This is a genomic window from Pseudomonas fluorescens, from assembly GCF_018614775.1.
GTDB lineage: Bacteria > Pseudomonadota > Gammaproteobacteria > Pseudomonadales > Pseudomonadaceae > Aquipseudomonas > Aquipseudomonas fluorescens_BY.
Genome location: NZ_JAGGOF010000055.1, coordinates 1 through 20,254 on the forward strand (window position 1 = coordinate 1; position 20,254 = coordinate 20,254).

Genomic DNA, 20,254 nt, shown 5'->3' on the forward strand with positions numbered 1-20,254 from the left:
GCGTGGAAGTGGGCAAGCGCGACAATATGGGCGCGTTCTAACCCCGCAGGCATGAAAAAACCCGGAACGGTGTGAGCTGTTCCGGGCTATTTTGTGGCTATCTGTCGCATTTTTTGGTGGATGTACCGCCGCCATCGCGAGCAGGCTCGCTCCCACAAGGGCCAGCGCAGCCACTGAACCCCTGTGGGAGCGAGCCTGCTCGCGATGACGATGGCACATCCAACACCGCCGCAAGCTGACCCTCCGCCATCGCGAGCAAGCCCGCTCCCACATGGGATTGCTTCAGGCCAGTTCCATTTCCTTCGACTCTTTAATCGGGGCCACCTCGAAGCGATCCGCCAGGAACGGGGTGATGTCCAGCGGCAGTGGCTCGTTGTTCACCAGTTTGTCCAGCAGCACCCCGGTGATGGCCGAGGTCAGGATGCCGGTGCGGAAATGGCCGCAGGCGTTGAGGTAGCCCTCCACGCCGCGCATCGGGCCCAGGATCGGCAGTTCATCGGGAGAGCCCGGGCGCAGGCCGGCCCAGGTCCGTTTCAGGTTGATGTCGGCCAACTGCGGAATACAGCGCACCGCACCTTGCACCAGCCCTTCGATTTCGGGGTAGGTGGTGGTGACGTCGAAGCCTTTGTCTTCGGTGGTGCTGCCGATGAGGATCTCGCCGTTGTCTTTTTGCGCCACGTAGCAGTCGCTGGTGGTCAGGCAGCCGTTGAGGATCTTTGGCATGCGCTCGGTCAGCAGGATCTGCCCCTTGACCGGCTTGACCGGAATCCGCACGCCCGTGGCCTGCTCACTGAGGTCCGCAGCCCAGGCGCCGGCGGCATTGATCAAGGTGCGGCAATTGAAGGTGCCCGCCTCGGCGGTGTTCACCCCCGTGACCCGCGGCCCCTCGCGCAACACCTCCGTGACATTGGTGTTGAAGAACAGATCCACACCGTTCTGCCGGGCACCCTCGGTGTAGGCGTCGGCCAGGCGAAACGGGCTGACCTGGTGATCGCAGAGAAACTCCAGCGCCCCCAGGGCTTCATGGCTGACATTCGGCTCGGCCTCGCGCAGCGCGGCCTGGTCGAGCCAGCGCACCTGGTCCGCCAGGTGCGGGATGCAGGCGACAATGTGTTCGGCATAGGAGCGGTCCTCGTCGTCGTAGATCACGAACTTGAGCCCGGTCTCCTCGAACTTGAAATCCATGCCATGGTTGTCGATCAACTCGCGGTGCAACTGGGGGTACATCGCGTTGGACTGCAAGGCGAAATCGAAGAACGATTGCGGCAGGATGTGCGGCGTGCTGGCGTCCACCGCCACGGCGGCGCCCTGGGTCTGGCGCTTGCGATTGGCCGACATCATCCGGAAGAAAATCACCCCGCAGCCCAGGCCCACCGACTCACCGATGGCCCACAGGCCGCCCGCCGACGCGCGGGTGGCGTTGCCGGGGCGCTTGGCGTCGATCAGGGCGATCTTCAAGTGTTTGCGCTTGGACAGCTGATAGGCACAGGAGGCCCCGATCACACCGCCACCGGCGATGACCACGTCGTAGTCCTTGAGGTCTGTCTGATCAATCATGCTGGGCGGCCTCCGTGCCAACGTCCTGGAACGCGGAAAAGGGAATCGGATCGATGGGGAATCGCGGCCGCAGCCAGCCCACATCGGCGCGCCCGGTGGCTTCGCGCAAGCGATCGCTGCAGTAACCGACGCACATGCGTCCCTGGCAATCGCCCATGCTCACCCGGGTGCGCATCTTCAGGCTGGCCATGTCTTGCACGCCCTGCTCCAGGGCGCGGTCGATGTCGGCGCGGGTGGCGTGCTCGCAGCGGCAGATCACCGTATCGGCCGCCGGCAGCGCGGTTTGCCCGGCGCCCCGCTCGGTGTAGCGATCCACGGCAGCGCGGAAGCGAGTGATTCGATCGAGCTGGGCCTGGTACTGCTCGCGCTGCCCGAGGGCAGTGGTTGAATCCAGCACGTTGCATTGCAGCAGGATCGACAGCGCAGCGATGCGCCCGCTGAGCATGGCGGCTTCACCGCCGCGAATCCCGCCCATGTCGCCGGCCAGGTGAATGTGCGCCTCGCTGCTCTGTTGCCAGGCATCGGCCACCGCCCGCAGGTAGCCGTCCTCGCTGAAGCCATGCTCCAGGCCCATCTGCTGGCTCAATTGGGTGCGCGGGATAAACCCGTAGCCGACGGCCAGCGTTTGCGCCGGCACCTGTTCGGCGCGCTTCAGGTCCGGCGTCCATCTGTTGGAGTACGGTGCCACGGTGACAGTGTTCAATTCACCTTCGCCGTGCGCTTCCACCACGCCCCAGCCATAGCGCACGGGGATGCGCTTGAGCTTGAGATAAGCCAGCATGCTCAAGCCGTCGAGGAACAATTGCGGTTTGTTCAACAGGGCCAGGCTTTCCTTGGCAATCCGGCCGAAGGCACAGGCCTCGTACACGCCGGCCACCGCCACGCCCGCCGCGTGCAGCTGGCAGGCCACCAGCGGCAGCAAGGGGCCCGTCCCGGCGATCACCACCGGGCTCGGTGGCTTGACCACCCCGCTCTTGATCTGCAATTGCAGGCCACCGAGCAGCATCACGCCTGGCAGGGTCCAGCCGGGAAACGGCACGCTGCGTTCGTGACAACCGGCCGCCAGCACCAGGTGGGAATAGGCAACCTCGCGCAGGCGTTCGTCGGCATCCAGGAGCATCAGCGCCCGGAACCCTTCGGCGCCGATCACCCGGCTGCTCAATCGCACGTCAATCAAATCGGCGTAGTGCTGGAACGCCCCATGGAGTTTCTCCAGGGCTTCACAGTAGCGCGGCCCCAGGTAATCCAGCCGTACGCCATCGCGCAACGGCCCGCGGTACACCACGCCACCGAGGCGCGGCGCCTCTTCGAGCACCGTGCAGCGCACCCCGTGCCGGGCAAGCTCGATGGCCGCGGCCATGCCCGCCGGCCCACCGCCGACAATCACCGGAACAAGGCTCATGGCGCCTCCGTTTCAATAATGCGGTTGACCCGGGTATCGATCTGCATGCCGGGCCGTACCAATGTCTGGCAGGCCCGGCGCTTGTGGCGACCGTCGATCTTGACCAGGCAGCACTGGCAGACGCCCATGCCGCAGTAGGCTCCGCTGAGCTGGTCGTGGTCGTTGCGGGCCACCTGCCGCTGACCCAGCGACTGGATGACGGAGAGGACCGTTTCGCCCTCGGCAGCGTTGACGGCACGCCCGTCCAGGCGCACCGTCATGTCGGCCCGGGTCAACGGTTGAATATCAAATGTCCGGCGTAGAAGGTCTTGAGGTTGCATAGGTTGCTCTTCCTTGAAAGTTCAGTGAGGTCCAGGCGCCTTGCGGCACACCCATCACCGTTTGCTCGGTACCCACTTGAGGCAATGTGCCAAAACAGGGCGACAGCCCCACAGAATAGTGCGCACCCGATTTATGCTAGGGATTATTTGTGACCAAGTGTTGATCCAGGCCAGGGAAACCGCTTGCCGGGCTCATGAACTTTTTTTCAGAAAGCCGACAGGTATTCTTTGGCAGAATGCTGCGCAATAGCGCGAACTTCCTAATACGGTACCGCCCATGAATCGCATCCTGACCATCGAAGACGACGCGGTGACCGCCCGTGAAATCGTTGCCGAACTGACCCGCAACGGCCTGAATGTCGACTGGGTCGACAATGGTCGCGAAGGCCTGGAACGGGCAGTAAGCGGCGACTATGACCTGATCACGCTCGACCGCATGCTGCCGGAACTCGACGGTCTGGTGATCGTTACCACGCTGCGCACCATGGGCGTGGCCACGCCGATCCTGATGATCAGTGCCCTCTCCGATGTCGATGAACGCGTGCGGGGCCTGCGGGCCGGCGGCGACGATTACCTGACCAAGCCATTCGCCACCGACGAGATGGCCGCCCGGGTCGAGGTGCTGCTACGGCGCAACAATGGCGCCCGTGAACCGGAAACCGTGCTGCGGGTGGCTGACCTGGAATTGAACCTGATCAGCCGCGAAGCCAGTCGCAACGGGCAACTGCTCAGCCTGCTGCCGACCGAGTACAAGTTGCTGGAATTCCTGATGCGCAACTGCGGGCAGATTCTCTCGCGCATGATGATTTTCGAGGAAGTCTGGGGCTATCACTTCGACCCTGGCACCAACCTGATCGATGTCCATATCGGCCGCCTGCGCAAGAAAATCGACCCGCCGGGCCTGGAACCGCTGATTCGCACGGTGCGGGGTTCCGGCTATGTCATTGCTGAACCCCGCTAAGGGCTGGCGCTCCTCCAGCAGTCGCCTGCTGGCGCTGTACAGTGCGCTGTTCGTGCTCTGGAGCGCGATCTTGATGGGGGTGATGTACTACGAGGTATTCGGTTACCTCGACAGCCTGGCCAAGCACTCGCTGATGCAGCGCCAGCACCTGTTCGCGCGGATCCACGGCGATCAGCTGGAGGACGCGCTCATGGCCAGCCTGACGCTGGACGAGCGCGGCGTCGACGCCTATGGCCTGTTCGATCCGCAACTGCGGCATCTGAGCGGGCCGATCCTGCGGGTTCCCGCTGATCTGCCGCTCGATGGCAAGATCCACATGCTCGGCGATTGTGTCGATTCCGATGATCCAGGCGTTCCTTCCGACAGTTGCGACGCCGTGGCGTCCCGCACCCAGGACGGACGTTGGCTGGTCCTGGCGCGTGATAACGGCTCGCTGTTCGCCGTGACGCGCATCATCCTCCATGCGTTGTTCTGGGGCGTGTCGCTGACCATCCTGCCGGGCATTGCCGGTTGGCACCTGCTACGGCGCCGCCCGTTGCAACGCATCCGCCAGTTGCAGGCCAGTGCCGAAGCCATTGTCGCTGGCGACCTGACCCATCGGCTGCCACTGTCGAGCCGCCGCGATGAGCTGGACATGCTGGCGGCGATCGTCAATGCCATGCTCGACCGCATCGAACGCTTGATGAACGAGGTCAAGGGCGTGTGCGACAACATCGCCCACGACCTGCGCACGCCGCTGACCCGCCTGCGAGCGCAGCTATATCGCATCCAGCAGCAAGCCTGCGACGGTTCGCCCGAAGCGTTGCAGATGGACCAGGTGATTGCCGAGACCGATACCCTGATGGCGCGGTTTCGCGGTTTGTTGCGGATTTCCGAACTGGAAGACCAGCAGCGCCGCTCGGGCTTCGTGCGCCTGGATCCGTTGCAGTTGTTGCAGGAACTCCACGACTTCTACCTGCCGCTGGCTGAGGAAGGCGAGCTGTCGTTCATCCTGGCAGTGCCCGACACCCTGCCCTTGCTCAATGGCGACCGGGCCTTGCTGTTCGAGGCGGTGTCGAACCTGCTGAGCAATTCAATCAAGTTCACCCCGGCGGGCGGCACGGTGATCCTGCGCGGGGTGGACCAGGGCGACAGTACCCGCATCGAAGTTCTCGACTCCGGCCCCGGCATCCCCGAGGCCGAGCGCAAGGCCGTGTTCCGCCGCTTCTATCGCGCCGAAGGTAGCAGCCAGCACGGTGGGTTCGGCCTGGGCCTGTCGATCGTCGCGGCGATTGTCAACTTACACGGGTTCACACTGGAGGTCGGTAGCAGCGCGAGCGGTGGCGCGCGGTTGGTGCTGGATTGTCGGGCGACGCTTTTGTAGCGATCAGTTGGAGGGATTGGGAAACCTGTGGGAGCCAGGCTTGCCACGATGAAGGTATCTCGGTTCCAAGGTAGACCGTATCGACTTCATCGCGAACAAGCCTGGCTCCCACAGCCAGCATCTAGGCGGTATTGTCCCGATGCAGCGGCGTGTTATGCAGCTCATAGCGCAGTTCTTCGATCAGCTTCGCCAGGCTCTCTTCCGAACGAACGCTGTCCAGGCTCATGCCGCTGACTACCAGATCCACCTCGCCGCTCTCGCGGTGATAGAGGCGTACCGTGAGGGTGCCATCGCCATTGAGGCTGCATTCGCAAGCCAGGGGTGAAAAACTTTGTTCAAGCCGGGCGCGCAGGGGGGCCAGTTGGGTCATGGGGTGCACCTGCGCATCAAGGTCGTGACAGACCGGTAGGAAATGCCAGGCTCTTGGCGTTCACAGGCACCTTGTCAATGGGGCCGTTCATTCGTTCAGTGGGCATTGATGCTGTATTCCTTGACTGTTTCGTAGGAGACACGGCATCGCAAACGATGCCGCACCCTTACAGATTAAGCAGCCAACAGTCGGTGCAGAAGCCGAATTTGCACCAATGCACCCAGTGCATTTGCACTGGTTCTCAATGTGCCTTGTTTCGCCATTCATTGGCGAACAAGCCGCGCTCCCGCGCCCAGACAATGGCCTCGCTGCGGCTATGCACATCCAGTTTCGAGTAAAGCGTCGCCACATGATTGCGCACCGTGTTCGGTGCCAGCTTCAAGCGCGCGGCAATTTCCTTGTCCGCCAGCCCCTCGCAGATCAATCCCAGCACGTCACGCTCCCGGGCCGTCAGTTCGGTGAACGACACCGTGGGCATCTGCGCGTTGATGCTCTTCACGTTGGCCAGTTTTTCAATCAACGTCCGGCTGAACCACGAAGCGTCCTTCATGACCTCTTCGATGGCCGCCACCAGTTCCAATTCCGAGCGCTTGCGTTCGGTGATGTTCATCAACACCAGCAGGTAGCATGGCTTGCCCTGGATGACCACGGTGTCGGCCGCCACCTCACAGTCGATGCGCTCCCCGCCTTTCTTGTGCACCTTGACGTCGACACTGGATACGTTCGCGGTCTTCTCCAGCGTGGCGAACAGCGCCGCAGCGGCGCCCTTGTCGAGAAAGCCAATCTCCTCCACGGTCTTGCCCAGCAGCTCTTCGCTGGCGTAACCGGTGGTGTGCAGGAACGCTTCGTTGATTTCCAGCAACAACTGTTCGGCGCTGCACACCAGGGTGGGCACCGGCGACAGGCGGAACGACTTGGCAAAGCGCTCTTCGCTCTGGCGCAGCGCTGTTTCGGCCTTGCGCCGCGGCTCCATGTCCATGAAGGAAAACAGCATGCAATCTTCGTCGTGCAGGTCCAGTGGCTGGCCGGCGACAATCACCTGCTTGCTGGTGCCATCGGGCAGTTTCAGCTCTGCGGCCATTTGCGGAATGGTTGCCCCCTGCCCCAGGCGCTCGACGGCCAGCTCACGCCGTTCGGCGGCCTCAAGCACGTCCAGCTCATACACTGAGCGCCCGATCACCTGCTCGCGGCTGTAGCCGGTCATTTCCAGAAAGCCCTGGTTGACCTTGATGTAGCGCAGGTCGCTGAGGCGACAGATCACCGCCGGCGCCGGGTTGGCGCCAAAGGTCCTCTCAAAGCGCTGCTCGGCGCTGGCCCAGTCGGTGGCGTCGCTGAGAATCAGCACAAGAAACTCCGGCTCGCCGCTGCGATCGGCCAGCACCATGCTGCGAATCCGGTGCACCCAGGTACGCTCCGGATCGGCCTCGGCCGTGACCTCCACCAGCACATCGCTGAATTCATCGCCCCGGGCGACACGGGCAATGGGGTAGTTGTCCTCGGTCAACGGGTGATTGTTGCGGTAGCGCAAATTGAAACGGCGGGCATATTCGCCGGCATTGGCCCCCAGCTCACTGAGCTCCTTGACCCCGTGCATGGTGAGTGCGGCTTCATTGGCCCAGGCAATGGTCTGGTCGACTTCGATCAACATCACCCCGTCCGACAACCCGGCGATGATCTGCAGCAATTGGCGACGATTGGTATCGGTATTCGGGACATCCTGGCTCATCGGGTCTCCATGTGGTGAAGGTGCATGGGAGTTACGACCACTCCCCGAGGTTGCGCGTTCCCTGCGGGCGTGGCCAATCAGCGGTGTCTGGGCTGACGCCATCGCGAGCAGGCTCGCTCCCACACTGGATCTTCGGCAAGCACAAGTTCCGTATTCACAACAAATCCCTTGTGGGAGCGGGCTTGCTCGCGAAAGCGGTGTATCAGTCAACCTTTGATCAACTGACAGTCTGCATTCGCGAGCAAGCCCGCTCCCACAGAGTCGGCGGTGTGTGACGGATGGTCAAGCCGCCATCCGCCCCTCTGCAATAGCCTGCGAAGCAGCCAGCATTGCCCGCAGCAGCACCGCGCAGCCGGCGGCGAGGTCGTCGGGGGCGGCGTTTTCAATTTCGTTGTGGCTGATGCCGCCTTCACACGGCACGAAAATCATCCCGGCCGGGCCCAGTTCGGCCAGGAAGATCGCGTCGTGGCCGGCGCCACTGACGATGTCCATGTGCGACAGGCCGAGCCCCTGGGCAGCACCACGTACGGCGTCGACACAGCCCGGGTCGAAGTACAGCGGCGGGAAATCGGCGGTAGGCTTCAGATCATAGGTCAGGCCATGCTGGCGGCAGGTGTCTTCGATGACCTGTTTGACCTCGGCGATCATCGAATCCAGCCGTGCCGGTTCCAAGTGGCGGAAATCCAGGGTCATGCGCACTTCGCCGGGGATGACATTGCGTGAGCCCGGATAGGCTTGCAGGCAACCAACCGTACCGCAGGCATGGGGTTGATGACCGAGGGCCGCACGGTTGACGGCACCGACGATGATCGAGGCCCCCACCAGAGCGTCCTTGCGCAGGTGCATCGGGGTCGGGCCGGCGTGGGCTTCGACACCGCGCAGCGTCAGGTCGAACCACTTCTGCCCCAGCGCGCCCATCACGATGCCGATGGTCTTGTGTTCGTCTTCAAGGATCGGCCCCTGCTCGATGTGCGCTTCGAAATACGCCCCCACCGCATGACCGCTGACCTGGCGCGAGCCGGCGTAACCAATGGCATTCAGCGCCTGCCCCACGGTGACGCCTTCGGCGTCGGTCTTGGCCAGGGTTTCCTCCAGGGTGAATTTTTCGGCGAACACACCAGAGCCCATCATGCAGGGGGCGAAGCGCGAGCCCTCTTCATTGGTCCACACCACCACTTCCAGCGGCGCTTCGGTTTCGATGTTCAGGTCATTGAGGGTGCGCAGCACTTCCAGCCCGGACAGCACGCCAAAGCAGCCGTCGAACTTGCCGCCGGTGGGTTGGGTGTCGATGTGGCTGCCGGTCATGACCGGCGGCAGGTTCGGATTGCGCCCCGGGCGACGGGCGAAGATATTGCCCACCGCATCGATGCTGACGATGCAGCCTGCCGCTTCGGTCCACTGCACGAACAGGTCCCGGGCCTGGCGGTCCAGGTCGGTCAGCGCCAGCCGGCATACGCCGCCCTTGACCGTGGCCCCCAACTGCGCCAGGTCCATGAGCGATTGCCAAAGGCGGTCGCGGTTGATGTGCGGGTGGGTGGATTGCAGAGCGTCGACGGCTGCGTTCATGGGGGATCTCCTTCGAACAGTTATTTCATTGGTCATGCAGTCCAGGGTGGGAGCGCATTCGTCCGTTATTGCAGCGGTGATTTGACGACAACCTGGCGGGCGCCTTGCATACCGCACAACCCGTAATAAATCACCCCGCCCAGCGCCGAGCCGGTGAACCAGCCGTAGCTGTAGAACCAGCTGAACGCGTCGCTGCCCAGGGACAGCAGTGTCAGCACCACCGGCACGCCGAAGGCGATGAAACCGTTCCAGTTCCACGCTGGGTAAACGTCGTCGCGGTACAGCCCGGCCAGGTCCAGTTGCTGTTTCTTGATCAGGAAATAGTCCACCACCATGATCCCGGCAATCGGCCCCAGCAGGCTCGAATAGCCCAGCAGCCAGTTCGAGTAGACCGACTCCAGGCTGACGTCGGAAACGATCCAGCCAAGCTTTTTCAGCAGTTCGTGGGCCATCAGCGCCAGGCCCACCAACCCGGTGAGCATCACCGCCTTGGTGCGGCCGATCAGTTTCGGCGCCAGGTTCTGGAAGTCGTTGGTCGGCGAAACAATATTGGCCGCGGTGTTGGTCGAGAGCGTGGCGACGATGATCAGCACCATCGCCAGCGCCACCCACAGCGGGCTCTGGATGTGCCCGATCAAGGTCACCGGGTCGGAAACGGTGACGCCCACCAGTTTCTCCGAAGCCGCGGTCATGACCACGCCCAGCGAGGCGAACAGGAACATGGTCAACGGCAGGCCGACGACTTGCCCGACGATCTGGTCTTTCTGGCTCCGGGCGTAACGGCTGAAGTCAGGGATGTTCAAGGACAGGGTCGCCCAGAAGCCGACCATGGCCGTCAGCCCGGCGAGAAAGTACCCGGTCACGCCGGCGCCTTCGGGCCGTTTGGCCGGGACCGCCATCAGCTCGGTCAAGGACACGTTGGGCAATGCCCAGACCAACAGGCCGGCCCCCACCAGCACCAGCAACGGCGCGGACAAGGTCTCCAGCCACTTGATCGACTCGGCACCGCGCAGCACCACCCACAGGTTCATGACCCAGAACACCATGAAGCCGATGACTTCGCCGGTGCCGCCCAGGCTCTTCCAGCCATCGAACACCGAGCCGAGAAACAGGTGGATCGCCAGGCCGCCGAACATCGTCTGGATGCCGAACCAGCCACACGCCACCAGGGCGCGGATCAGGCACGGGATGTTGGAGCCGATGACGCCGAAGGACGAGCGCAACAACACCGGAAACGGAATACCGTACTTGGTCCCGGCGAAAGCGTTCAGGGTCAGGGGTATCAACACGATGATGTTGGCAAACAGGATTGCCAGCAACGCCTCGCCCACGGTCAGGCCGAAATAGGCAGTGAGCACGCCGCCAAGGGTATAGGTCGGCACACAGATCGCCATGCCGACCCACAGCGCGGTGATGTGCCATTTGTTCCAGGTGCGCTCGTGCACCTTGGTCGGCGCAATATCGTGGTTGAAACGGGGGCTGTCGAGGACGTCGCTGCCGGCCTCGAGTTCGAACAATCCGTCGCGCTCGGTCACTGTAGATCTGGTCATGTCCGCTCCACTGTTTTCATTATTTTTGCTCATCGACGGGGCGATGGCCGGAGTACTTGCATGTAAAGGCACGCTGTTACCGACCGCCCTGCCTGGCAACGCCGACACTCAATAACCGTGCCGGATAACGCGCCGAATTGACCGAACAATCGATATAACCGCTACAACCTGCTGATACTTATAGATTAACCATTCGTTCAAGGCCCTGCGTCATTGCGCAGTTGCCGCCTTCAGGCTAGATGACGTGTGCATTCTGTCGAGTTCAGGATTCAAAGTGGTGCACCCCGAATCGGCACGATGTGTCTAGGCCGCACTTCCATGGCTTTCAAGCCGCTGATTTACCATGACAAATCTCGCTCAAATATTGATCCTGTCAAGTGCGTCAAAATGGTGAGAGCGCTCACCATTTTGGTGACTTTTATAATTAATCTTTAATTTTCAATAGCTTATTAGATGAATAAGCTTATAAAAAATAATCTTGAACATTTTATAAACTCCAGCTAGCGTCTAATCCTGACAGCAATGACAAGATTGCAAACTTGCCTGACCGCATCGTTTGTAATCGCGATCTATAAAACATAAAGAACCGACAACAGTCGGTCATGCCTGCGAGGAGCTCGGAATGTCTCTGTTGATCCGTGGTGCCACCGTTCTTACCCATGATGAAAGTTATCGAGCCGATGTGCTTTGCGCCGATGGCGTGATCAAGGCCATTGGTGAAAACCTCGATGTTCCCGCCGGTGCCGAGGTGCTCGATGGCAGCGGGCAATACCTGATGCCCGGCGGCATCGACCCGCACACCCATATGCAGTTGCCGTTCATGGGCACGGTCGCCAGCGAGGACTTCTTCAGCGGCACGGCCGCCGGCCTGGCCGGGGGCACCACCTCGATCATCGATTTCGTGATCCCCAACCCCCAGCAGTCGCTGATGGAAGCGTTTCACCAATGGCGCGGCTGGGCCGAAAAAAGCGCCAGCGACTACGGTTTTCACGTAGCGATCACCTGGTGGAGCGAGCAGGTCCGCGAAGAAATGGCCGAACTGGTCAGCCAGCACGGCGTGAACAGCTTCAAGCATTTCATGGCCTACAAGAACGCGATCATGGCCGCCGACGACACCCTGGTGGCGAGCTTCGAGCGCTGCCTGGAACTGGGCGCGGTGCCCACCGTGCACGCAGAGAACGGCGAGCTGGTCTATCACCTGCAACGCAAGCTGTTGGCCCAGGGCATCACCGGGCCCGAAGCGCATCCCTTGTCGCGCCCCTCGCAGGTGGAAGGCGAAGCCGCGAGCCGGGCCATCCGGATTGCCGAGACCCTCGGCACGCCGCTGTACCTGGTGCACGTCTCCACCCAGGAAGCCCTGGACGAAATCACCTATGCCCGCAGCAAGGGCCAGCCGGTCTACGGCGAAGTGCTGGCCGGGCATCTGCTGCTGGACGACAGCGTCTATCGCGACCCCGACTGGCAGACCGCCGCCGGCTACGTGATGAGCCCGCCGTTCCGCCCCCGCGGGCATCAGGAAGCACTCTGGCACGGTTTGCAGTCCGGCAACCTGCACACCACCGCCACCGACCACTGCTGTTTCTGCGCCGAGCAGAAAGCCGCCGGCCGCGACGACTTCAGCAAGATCCCCAACGGCACCGCCGGCATCGAAGACCGCATGGCCGTGCTTTGGGACGAAGGGGTCAACAGCGGCAAATTATCGATGCACGACTTCGTCGCCCTGACCTCCACCAACACCGCGAAGATCTTCAACCTCTACCCACGCAAAGGCGCGATCCGCGTCGGCGCCGATGCCGACCTGGTGCTCTGGGATCCCGAGGGCAGCCGCACGATTTCAGCCAAGACCCACCATCAGCAAGTGGACTTCAACATCTTCGAGGGCAAGACCGTGCGCGGCGTGCCCAGCCACACCATCAGCCAGGGTCGGCTGGTGTGGGCCGATGGCGACCTGCGGGCCGAACGCGGCGCGGGGCGCTACATCGAACGGCCGGCGTACCCGGCGGTGTTCGATTTGCTCAACAAGCGGGCTGAGCTGCACAGGCCGACTGCCGTGAAACGCTGAAAGCGGCCTTTGGCCTATCGCGAGCAGGCTCGCTCCCACAGGGGACCGCATTTCAAATGTGGGAGCGAGCCTGCTCGCGATGAGACCGGCACAGGCCCAAAAAAACCACTGCCCACCAGAGGCAGCACCTCCAACACCGTGAGGCCCATTCCATGATCCAGCCTTTGAACCACCTCCCCCATTCCCTGGAAGACCCGACCACCCTCGCCGCCCGCTTCAGCGACCTGGCGCCGCCGCTCAATGCGCGCCAGGCCCACCTGGAGGCGTCCCGGTGCCTGTACTGCTACGATGCGCCGTGCGTGAACGCCTGCCCCAGCGAGATCGACATTCCTTCGTTCATCCGCAACATCCATCAGGACAACGTCCAGGGCGCGGCGCAGAAGATTCTCTCGGCCAACATTCTCGGCGGCAGCTGTGCCCGGGTCTGTCCCACCGAGATCCTTTGTCAGCAAGCTTGCGTGCGCAACAACGCCCAGGAATGCGCGCCGGTGTTGATTGGTTTGCTGCAACGCTACGCCGTGGACAACGCCCACTTCAGCGAACACCCGTTCCAGCGAGCTGCCGCCACCGGCAAGCGCATCGCGGTGGTTGGCGCCGGGCCGGCGGGGTTGTCCTGCGCTCATCGCAGCGCGATGCACGGTCATGACGTGGTGGTTTTCGAAGCCCGGGACAAGGCCGGTGGCCTCAATGAATACGGCATCGCCAAGTACAAACTGGTGGACAACTACGCCCAGCGCGAACTGGACTTCCTGCTGGGCATCGGCGGCATCGAGATCCGCCACGGCCAAAGGCTCGGCGACAACCTCAGCCTGAGCGAACTGCACCAGCAGTTCGACGCGGTGTTCCTCGGCCTCGGCCTGGCCGCCAGCAAACAACTGGGCCTGAGCGATGAACAGGCGCCCGGGCTGCTGGCCGCCACCGATTACATCCGCGAACTGCGCCAGGCCGACGATCTCAGCCAACTGCCACTGGCCGACCGCTGCATCGTGCTGGGCGCCGGCAACACCGCCATCGACATGGCCGTGCAGATGGCCCGACTCGGTGCCCGTGACGTCACGCTGGTGTATCGCCGCGGTTTCGAGGACATGGGCGCCACCGCTCACGAGCAGGACATCGCCAAGGCCAACCAGGTGCGTCTGCTGACCTGGGCGCAACCGCAACAGGTGCTGCTTGATGACGCCGGTCAGGTGCAGGGCATGCGCTTCTCCCGCACCCACCTGGAGAACGGTCGGCTGGTGATCGGTGCCGAAACCTTTGACCTGCCGGCCGACGGGATTTTCAAAGCCATCGGCCAGGCCTTCGACGACAACGCACTGGCGGATCCGCTGGCCCGGGAGCTCAAGCGCCAGGACGGGCGGATCCTCGTGGACGAACAGCTGCGCACCAGCATTCCCGGGGTCTACGCCGGCGGCGATTGCACCAGCCTGGACCAGGACCTCACCGTGCAGGCGGTGCAGCACGGCAAGCTCGCCGCCGAGGCGATCAACGCTCAACTCATGCTCAACGTGGAGGCTGCGTAAATGGCCGATCTGTCGATTGTCTTCGCCGGCATCAAAGCCCCCAACCCGTTCTGGCTGGCCTCCGCGCCACCCACCGACAAGGCCTACAACGTGGTCCGCGCCTTCGAAGCCGGCTGGGGTGGCGTGGTCTGGAAGACCCTCGGCGAGGATCCGGCAGCGGTGAACGTGTCGTCGCGCTACTCGGCCCATTACGGCGCCAATCGCGAGGTGTTGGGTATCAACAACATCGAGCTGATCACCGACCGGTCGCTGGAGATCAACCTGCGGGAAATCACCCAGGTGAAAAAGGACTGGCCGGACCGGGCATTGATCGTCTCGCTGATGGTGCCGTGCGTCGAAGCGTCCTGGAAGCAGATCCTGCCCCTGGTGGAAGCGACCGGCGCCGACGGCATCGAGCTGAACTTCGGTTGCCCCCACGGCATGCCGGAACGGGGCATGGGCGCGGCGGTCGGCCAGGTGCCGGAGTACGTCGAGCAGGTGACCCGCTGGTGCAAGACTTACTGCTCGCTGCCAGTGATCGTCAAGCTCACGCCGAACATCACCGACATCCGCGTCGCTGCCCGGGCCGCCCAGCGCGGGGGCGCGGATGCGGTGTCGCTGATCAACACCATCAACTCCATCACCAGCGTCGACCTTGAGCGCATGGTTGCACTGCCCACGGTCGGCAGCCAGAGCACCCACGGCGGTTATTGTGGCTCGGCGGTCAAGCCCATCGCCCTGAACATGGTCGCGGAAATCGCCCGCGACCCGCAGACCCATGGCCTGCCGATTTGCGGCATCGGCGGCATCGGCAGCTGGCGCGACGCCGCCGAATTCATCGCCCTGGGCAGCGGCGCGGTGCAGGTGTGCACGGCGGCGATGCTGCATGGTTTTCGCATCGTCGAAGAGATGAAGGACGGCCTGTCACGCTGGATGGACAGCCAAGGCCACGCCAACCTCCAGGCGTTCTCAGGTCGCGCGGTGGGCAACACCACGGATTGGAAGTACCTGGACATCAACTACCAGGTCATCGCCAAGATCGACCAGGACGCCTGCATCGGTTGCGGCCGCTGCCACATCGCCTGCGAAGACACTTCACACCAGGCCGTCGCCAGCGTCAAACAGGCCGACGGAACGCGCAAATATGAAGTGATCGATGAGGAATGCGTGGGCTGCAACCTGTGCCAGATTACCTGCCCGGTGCAGGATTGCATCGAGATGGTGCCGATGGACACGGGCAAGCCGTTCCTGGATTGGAATCATGATCCGCGTAACCCCTATCATGTGGCGGTTTGAGATTTGACGGGCCTGGGCTGACGCCATCGCGAGCAGGCTCGCTCCCACAGGGGATTTGTTGCGAACTCAGAACGTGTGTTCGCCAGAGATCCAATGTGGGAGCGAGCCTGCTCGCGATGAGGCCATCAACCACACCCAAAACCTCAAGGCTCCAACCCGATCCCCCGCAGAATCACCCCTGTCACCGTCTGCACCGCCCGCTCGAACTGCATGTCCGACAGCGGCTGGTGGTCGTTGAGGATGTTGATCTGGTGGTCGAAGTCGGCGTAGTGCTGGGTCGAGGCCCAGATCATGTAGAGCAGGCTGGAAGGTTCTACCGGGAGAATGCGCTTGTCCTCCACCCACTGGCGGATTTTCGCTTCCTTCATCTTCGCCCAATCATAGAGACTGGCGTCCAGCGCCTGCCCCAGCGTCGGCGCGCCGTGGATGACTTCGTTGGCCCAGACCTTCGAACCGTGAGGCCGACTGCGGGAATGGTTCATCTTGGCGCGGATGTAGCTGCTGAGCACCACCCGGGGATCGTCGAACATCTCGAAGCACAAGGCGTCCTGCTTCCAGACTTCGAGCAAGTCGAACAGCACAGCACTGTACAGTTCGCTCTTGGTGCTGAAGTAGTAATGCAGGTTGGAACGCGGCAATTGCACTTCGGCGGCGATGTCCGCCATGGCGGTGCCGCCGTAGCCTTTCTCGGCAAAGACCTTCTCGGCGGCCAGCAGGATTTTCTCGACGTTACTGCGACGAATCTCGATCTTGTGATTGCCCATGAGGGCTCCCTGGCAACAGCGTGGGTCAAGACTAGCATTCACCTGCCCTCGAAAACACCGCCCTTCCCTGTGGGAGCGAGCTTGCTCGCGAAAGCGGTGGGTCAGTTGCCAATGATGCTGAATGTGCCGCCGTCTTCGCGAGCAAGCCCGCTCCGACAGGTCCTGCGGTGTTTTCCCCAAGGTAGGGATCGACACCAGTCCACTGTGGGAGCGAGCCTGCTCGCGATAGGGCCTTCAGTCCCACCGCAAAATCCAGACCCCGGACTAACAGTTCTGCTAGTAGACGTCATTCAAGAAATACCCGAGCCTGACAAGACCGAATGTTCCGGGATGACCAAGCCATGTCTGCTTCGTCGATGAAGATACTGTGCCGCTACCACTATGACCCACTGGATCGCCTCACTGGCCTGACACCGCCGGAGCGCTCAGGCACGCAACGTTTCTACCAGAACAGCGAGTTGGTCAATGAAATCGACAGTGACACACAGCTCACGATTGTTCGCAACGGGGAACAGCCGCTTGCACAGCGGCTGAGTGTCGCCGGTGTGACCGACACGACACTGTTGGCGACGGATCAACAGCGTTCGCCGTTGACAGCCTTGACGGATACAGAATTGCAAAGGATGGCCTATACGGCCTATGGGCATCGTTCACGGGAAAGTGGGTTGAGTTGCTTGCTGGGTTTCAATGGTGAGCGTCCGGACTCAATAACCGGGCACTATTTGCTGGGTCAAGGGAATCGGGCTTTTAATCCGGTGTTGATGCGGTTCAATAGTCCGGACGACTTGAGTCCTTTTGGGGATGGGGGGATTAATTCGTATGCTTATTGTGGTGGGGATCCGGTTAATCGGTATGATCCAAGTGGGAATAGCCCATTAAGAATTTTCAAACTTAAGTATCTCAGCAACGTGGCCAGACCCGCAGGAACCAGCGATCCCATACCACCTACTCCTTCGCTAAAATTGCCAACTGATACTCAACCCCCTACTCGACCTGCCTGGCCTTATGACCACCTTGCGGAGTTCGAGCTGCGTCCCGAGAAAAGACAAAAACGCGCGCGGCGTGCCACTGCAGAATTAAACACACGGCAAGTAGGTCAACGAGCTTACAAGGATAAAAGAATAGAGGCCGCACTTCTTTTTGACTATATGACTGATGAACTTAAACGAAAAAACCCAGAAGCCCGACTGGTACTAGATCGGGACTTAGTGAATAAAGCTAAAGACATTAATGAAAAACTAGAAAACATAAAAATACCATCGCCGGAGGTTAAACATCTACAAATGCGATTATTACACACTGAACGGCGCATCAAGCTGGACTGGCTCAAGAGGCATAAAAAAGACGTAGGAATACATTTTCAAATTCGCAGGAGTTAAGACGAAAGCTGTTCCGGTAGCCTGATCACCCAGCCCCGTAACACGTGCAGTCAAGAGGCTCAATCTTAGGCATCCAGTTATCGGTTGAATGTACCGCCACCATCACGAGCAAGCTCGGCTCCCACAGGTCCCGCCGTTTGCCCACGATCGAGGATCGGCATAAGTCCCCGTGGCGAGGGAGCTTGCTCCCTCGCCACGGGGATGCGTTATGTCGGCTGGCGCTGTTCGACGTTATCCAGCGCGCGGGTTGCCAACAACGTGCTCAGTTCGATCAACTGCTGGATGCCCAGGAGGAAATGCCGGCGGGAACCTTCCAGGTCGAAGGCCAGGTCACCGACCATGACGTTGGCCGAGGCCAGGGTTTCGCTGAGGTTGGCGAGCAGGCTTTCGGTGTCGATGTCCTTGTTGACGGTGAAGAGTTGATCGGGGGCAGGACCCGCTTCGGGCTTGTCCGGTTTGGGGTTCAGGTAATGGTCGAGGACGCGGTCGGTGACTTCGTCGTGTTTTTGGGATTTGGTTTTTTTGCGCGGTGAAGTCGGATCGGTGTTCGGTGGGTTCGGGGTTACTTTGAACACAAATGAATCTCCAAGTCAGAAAAAGGAGACCATCATCCTCGCTACCAAACGAAGGTGGCGGCCATACGCGGGTTGGTAGACCGGTGACTTGGAACCGGCGCGTCCGAAGACGCCCTGCGCATGACCGCCATAAAACAGATACCGGAAAGGTCTCTGCCAGGTGGGCTATGCGACAAGTCAAAAGCCGGGCTACCAAACCCGATCGCTGATTCCTCAGCGACCCGGAAACGATAGAGGCCTCCCCCCAGGCGCACAAGCCGGCGGATTCTGGCGTAGTTGTAGGCAACGGCGCAAGACAACGTAGCCCAATCCAGCGCACTCCTACATTTGAATAAACACGGCCCTGTCTGGACTGGGAACACGGGCTGACAGCCACCTGCGATCGTTCCCACGCTCCGCGTGGGAATGCCGCCAGGGACGCTCTGCGTTCCGCTTCTGGAAGGGACGCGGAGCGTCACGGGATGCATTCCCACGCAGAGCGTGGGAACGATCAACGCTGTGGCATGGGGCGTCACCGTACGTTGAATCATCAGCATTTCGATCGTTCCCACGCTCCGCGTGGGAATGCCGCCAGGGACGCTCCGCGTTCCGCTTCTGGAAGTGACGCGGAGCGTCACGGGATGCATTCCCACGCAGAGCGTGGGAACGATCAACAGCGTGGCGTGGGGCGTCACCGTCCGTTGGCTCATCAGCATTTCGATCGTTCCCACGCTCCGCGTGGGAATGCCGCCAGGGACGCTCCGCGTTCCGCCTCTGGAAGTGACGCGGAGCGTCACGGGATGCATTCCCACGCAGAGCGTGGGAACGAGCAACACTGTAGCGTGGGGCGCCACCCGTCCGTTGGATCATGAGCATTTCGATCGTTCCCACGCTCTACATGGAAACGCCGCCAGGGACGCTCTGCGTTCCGCTTCTGGAAGTGACGCGGAGCGTCACGGGATGCATTCCCACGCAGAGCGTGGGAACGATCAACACTGTGACGTGGGGCGTCACCCGTCCGTTGGATCATGAGCATTTCGATCATTCCCACGCTCCGCGTGGGAATGCCGCCAGGGACGCTCTGCGTTCCGCTTCTGGGCTGTCGTGCCTGTTCGATGAGCATTCGACTAAGGTCTTAGACCAGTCATCGCATAACTATTTGCCCATACGACGCCTTGAAACGGCTGGATCAAGCCGCCGCCCGGGGCTGCTTCTGCATTTCACCTTCCTACAACCCCTGAGCCAGCCAACTGCCGAGCAAGCCCGAGTTGGATAATTCCATCACGGCCAGTTGACAACGCGCGACGCCCCCCAAATAATCGGCCCATGTTGTACGACGACGTATGACAAATAAAAACAACAAAAAAGTAGGGAGCCGCCACAGTGAGCACACGTGTCCGTTTTTCGCCCGACAATCGCCCAACCCGCCGTACCCTTCGCAATGCCAGCCCTGCGCTGATCCTGCTCGGCTGCAGTGGCCTCGCCGCGTTTTTGCCAACCAGCGCCAGCGCCGAAGGCTTCGTCGATGACGCCAAGGCCACGCTGACCCTGCGCAACGCCTATTTCAACCGCAACTTCACCAACCCGAACAACGCCCAAGGCAAGGCTGAGGAATGGACCCAGAGTTTTATCCTTGATGCCAAGTCCGGCTTCACCCAGGGCGTGGTCGGTTTCGGCGTGGACGTGCTGGGCCTGTACTCGGTCAAGCTCGACGGCGGCAAGGGCACGGCGGGTACGCAGCTGTTGCCGGTGCACGATGACGGGCGTCCGGCCGACGACTTCGGTCGCCTGGGCGTGGCGCTCAAGGCCAAGGTCTCGAAGACCGAGCTGAAGGTCGGTGAATGGATGCCGGTGCTGCCGATCTTGCGCTCCGACGACGGCCGTT

Annotated in this window: 16 protein-coding genes; 7 read left to right on the plus strand and 9 right to left on the minus strand. The window is 61.7% G+C overall.

Going from position 1 to position 20,254, the window contains the following annotated elements; genetic code table 11:
* Positions 1-282 precede the first annotated feature (282 nt).
* From hcnC to hcnA, 3 genes are read right to left on the minus strand one after another with little or no spacing between them, the layout of a single operon-like run.
* The gene (hcnC, locus tag J7E36_RS15815; RefSeq protein ID WP_215004481.1) at positions 283-1,557 is read right to left on the minus strand and encodes a cyanide-forming glycine dehydrogenase subunit HcnC; all 1,275 of its coding nucleotides are present in this window, start codon (positions 1,555-1,557) and stop codon (positions 283-285) included.
* Entirely contained in the window at positions 1,550-2,959 is a 1,410-nt protein-coding gene (gene hcnB, locus J7E36_RS15820; RefSeq protein ID WP_215004483.1) for a cyanide-forming glycine dehydrogenase subunit HcnB, read from the minus strand. Before hcnB ends, hcnC begins: the two co-directional genes overlap by 8 nt.
* Positions 2,956-3,279 carry a cyanide-forming glycine dehydrogenase subunit HcnA gene (gene hcnA / locus J7E36_RS15825; RefSeq protein WP_215004485.1) on the minus strand — a complete coding sequence of 108 codons (324 nt, stop codon included), beginning with the start codon at positions 3,277-3,279 and terminating at the stop codon, positions 2,956-2,958. The genes hcnB and hcnA overlap by 4 nt, the downstream gene beginning before the upstream one ends.
* Positions 3,280-3,556: 277 nt before the next feature.
* Between hcnA and J7E36_RS15830 the strand changes: the two genes are divergently transcribed.
* Positions 3,557-4,240, plus strand: coding sequence for a response regulator transcription factor (locus J7E36_RS15830; protein ID WP_215004487.1), 684 nt, complete (start codon positions 3,557-3,559; stop codon positions 4,238-4,240).
* Positions 4,218-5,603: a sensor histidine kinase gene (locus J7E36_RS15835; protein ID WP_215004489.1), complete on the plus strand. Its 1,386-nt coding sequence runs from the start codon at positions 4,218-4,220 to the stop codon at positions 5,601-5,603. Before J7E36_RS15830 ends, J7E36_RS15835 begins: the two co-directional genes overlap by 23 nt.
* Positions 5,604-5,724: 121 nt before the next feature.
* Here the strand turns inward: J7E36_RS15835 and J7E36_RS15840 are convergent, their stop codons facing one another.
* From J7E36_RS15840 to J7E36_RS15855, 4 genes are all read right to left on the minus strand, one after another.
* On the minus strand, positions 5,725-5,973 hold the full coding sequence (locus J7E36_RS15840) for a DUF1652 domain-containing protein (RefSeq protein ID WP_215004491.1): 249 nt from the start codon (positions 5,971-5,973) through the stop codon (positions 5,725-5,727).
* Positions 5,974-6,214: 241 nt separating this feature from the next.
* Positions 6,215-7,699 carry a helix-turn-helix transcriptional regulator gene (locus tag J7E36_RS15845; RefSeq protein WP_215004493.1) on the minus strand — a complete coding sequence of 495 codons (1,485 nt, stop codon included), beginning with the start codon at positions 7,697-7,699 and terminating at the stop codon, positions 6,215-6,217.
* A gap of 282 nt (positions 7,700-7,981) precedes the next feature.
* Positions 7,982-9,265 carry a Zn-dependent hydrolase gene (locus J7E36_RS15850; protein WP_215004495.1) on the minus strand — a complete coding sequence of 428 codons (1,284 nt, stop codon included), beginning with the start codon at positions 9,263-9,265 and terminating at the stop codon, positions 7,982-7,984.
* A gap of 65 nt (positions 9,266-9,330) precedes the next feature.
* Complete coding sequence (locus J7E36_RS15855) at positions 9,331-10,815, minus strand: NCS1 family nucleobase:cation symporter-1 (protein WP_215004497.1); 1,485 nt, start codon at positions 10,813-10,815, stop codon at positions 9,331-9,333.
* A 622-nt stretch (positions 10,816-11,437) separates the two neighbouring features.
* On the opposite strand from J7E36_RS15855, the gene hydA reads away from it, so the two are divergent.
* From hydA to preA, 3 genes are all read left to right on the plus strand, one after another.
* The gene (gene hydA, locus J7E36_RS15860) at positions 11,438-12,877 is read left to right on the plus strand and encodes a dihydropyrimidinase (RefSeq protein ID WP_215004499.1); all 1,440 of its coding nucleotides are present in this window, start codon (positions 11,438-11,440) and stop codon (positions 12,875-12,877) included.
* A 152-nt stretch (positions 12,878-13,029) separates the two neighbouring features.
* Entirely contained in the window at positions 13,030-14,397 is a 1,368-nt protein-coding gene (locus J7E36_RS15865; protein WP_215004501.1) for an NAD(P)-dependent oxidoreductase, read from the plus strand.
* Positions 14,398-15,672, plus strand: coding sequence for an NAD-dependent dihydropyrimidine dehydrogenase subunit PreA (gene preA, locus J7E36_RS15870; RefSeq protein ID WP_215004503.1), 1,275 nt, complete (start codon positions 14,398-14,400; stop codon positions 15,670-15,672).
* A 143-nt stretch (positions 15,673-15,815) separates the two neighbouring features.
* Here preA and J7E36_RS15875 read toward each other — a convergent pair whose 3' ends face one another.
* On the minus strand, positions 15,816-16,436 hold the full coding sequence (locus J7E36_RS15875; RefSeq protein ID WP_215004505.1) for a TetR/AcrR family transcriptional regulator: 621 nt from the start codon (positions 16,434-16,436) through the stop codon (positions 15,816-15,818).
* 341 nt (positions 16,437-16,777) lie between these two features.
* On the opposite strand from J7E36_RS15875, the gene J7E36_RS15880 reads away from it, so the two are divergent.
* Entirely contained in the window at positions 16,778-17,815 is a 1,038-nt protein-coding gene (locus tag J7E36_RS15880) for an RHS repeat-associated core domain-containing protein (protein ID WP_215004506.1), read from the plus strand.
* Positions 17,816-18,021: 206 nt separating this feature from the next.
* Here J7E36_RS15880 and J7E36_RS15885 read toward each other — a convergent pair whose 3' ends face one another.
* Positions 18,022-18,390 (minus strand): DUF6124 family protein, encoded by a 369-nt coding sequence (locus J7E36_RS15885; RefSeq protein ID WP_215004508.1) that lies wholly within the window; start codon positions 18,388-18,390, stop codon positions 18,022-18,024.
* A 1,434-nt stretch (positions 18,391-19,824) separates the two neighbouring features.
* On the opposite strand from J7E36_RS15885, the gene J7E36_RS15890 reads away from it, so the two are divergent.
* Positions 19,825-20,254, plus strand: a 430-nt coding sequence (locus tag J7E36_RS15890) for an OprD family outer membrane porin (protein ID WP_231286541.1), incomplete at its 3' end; no start/stop codon positions are given.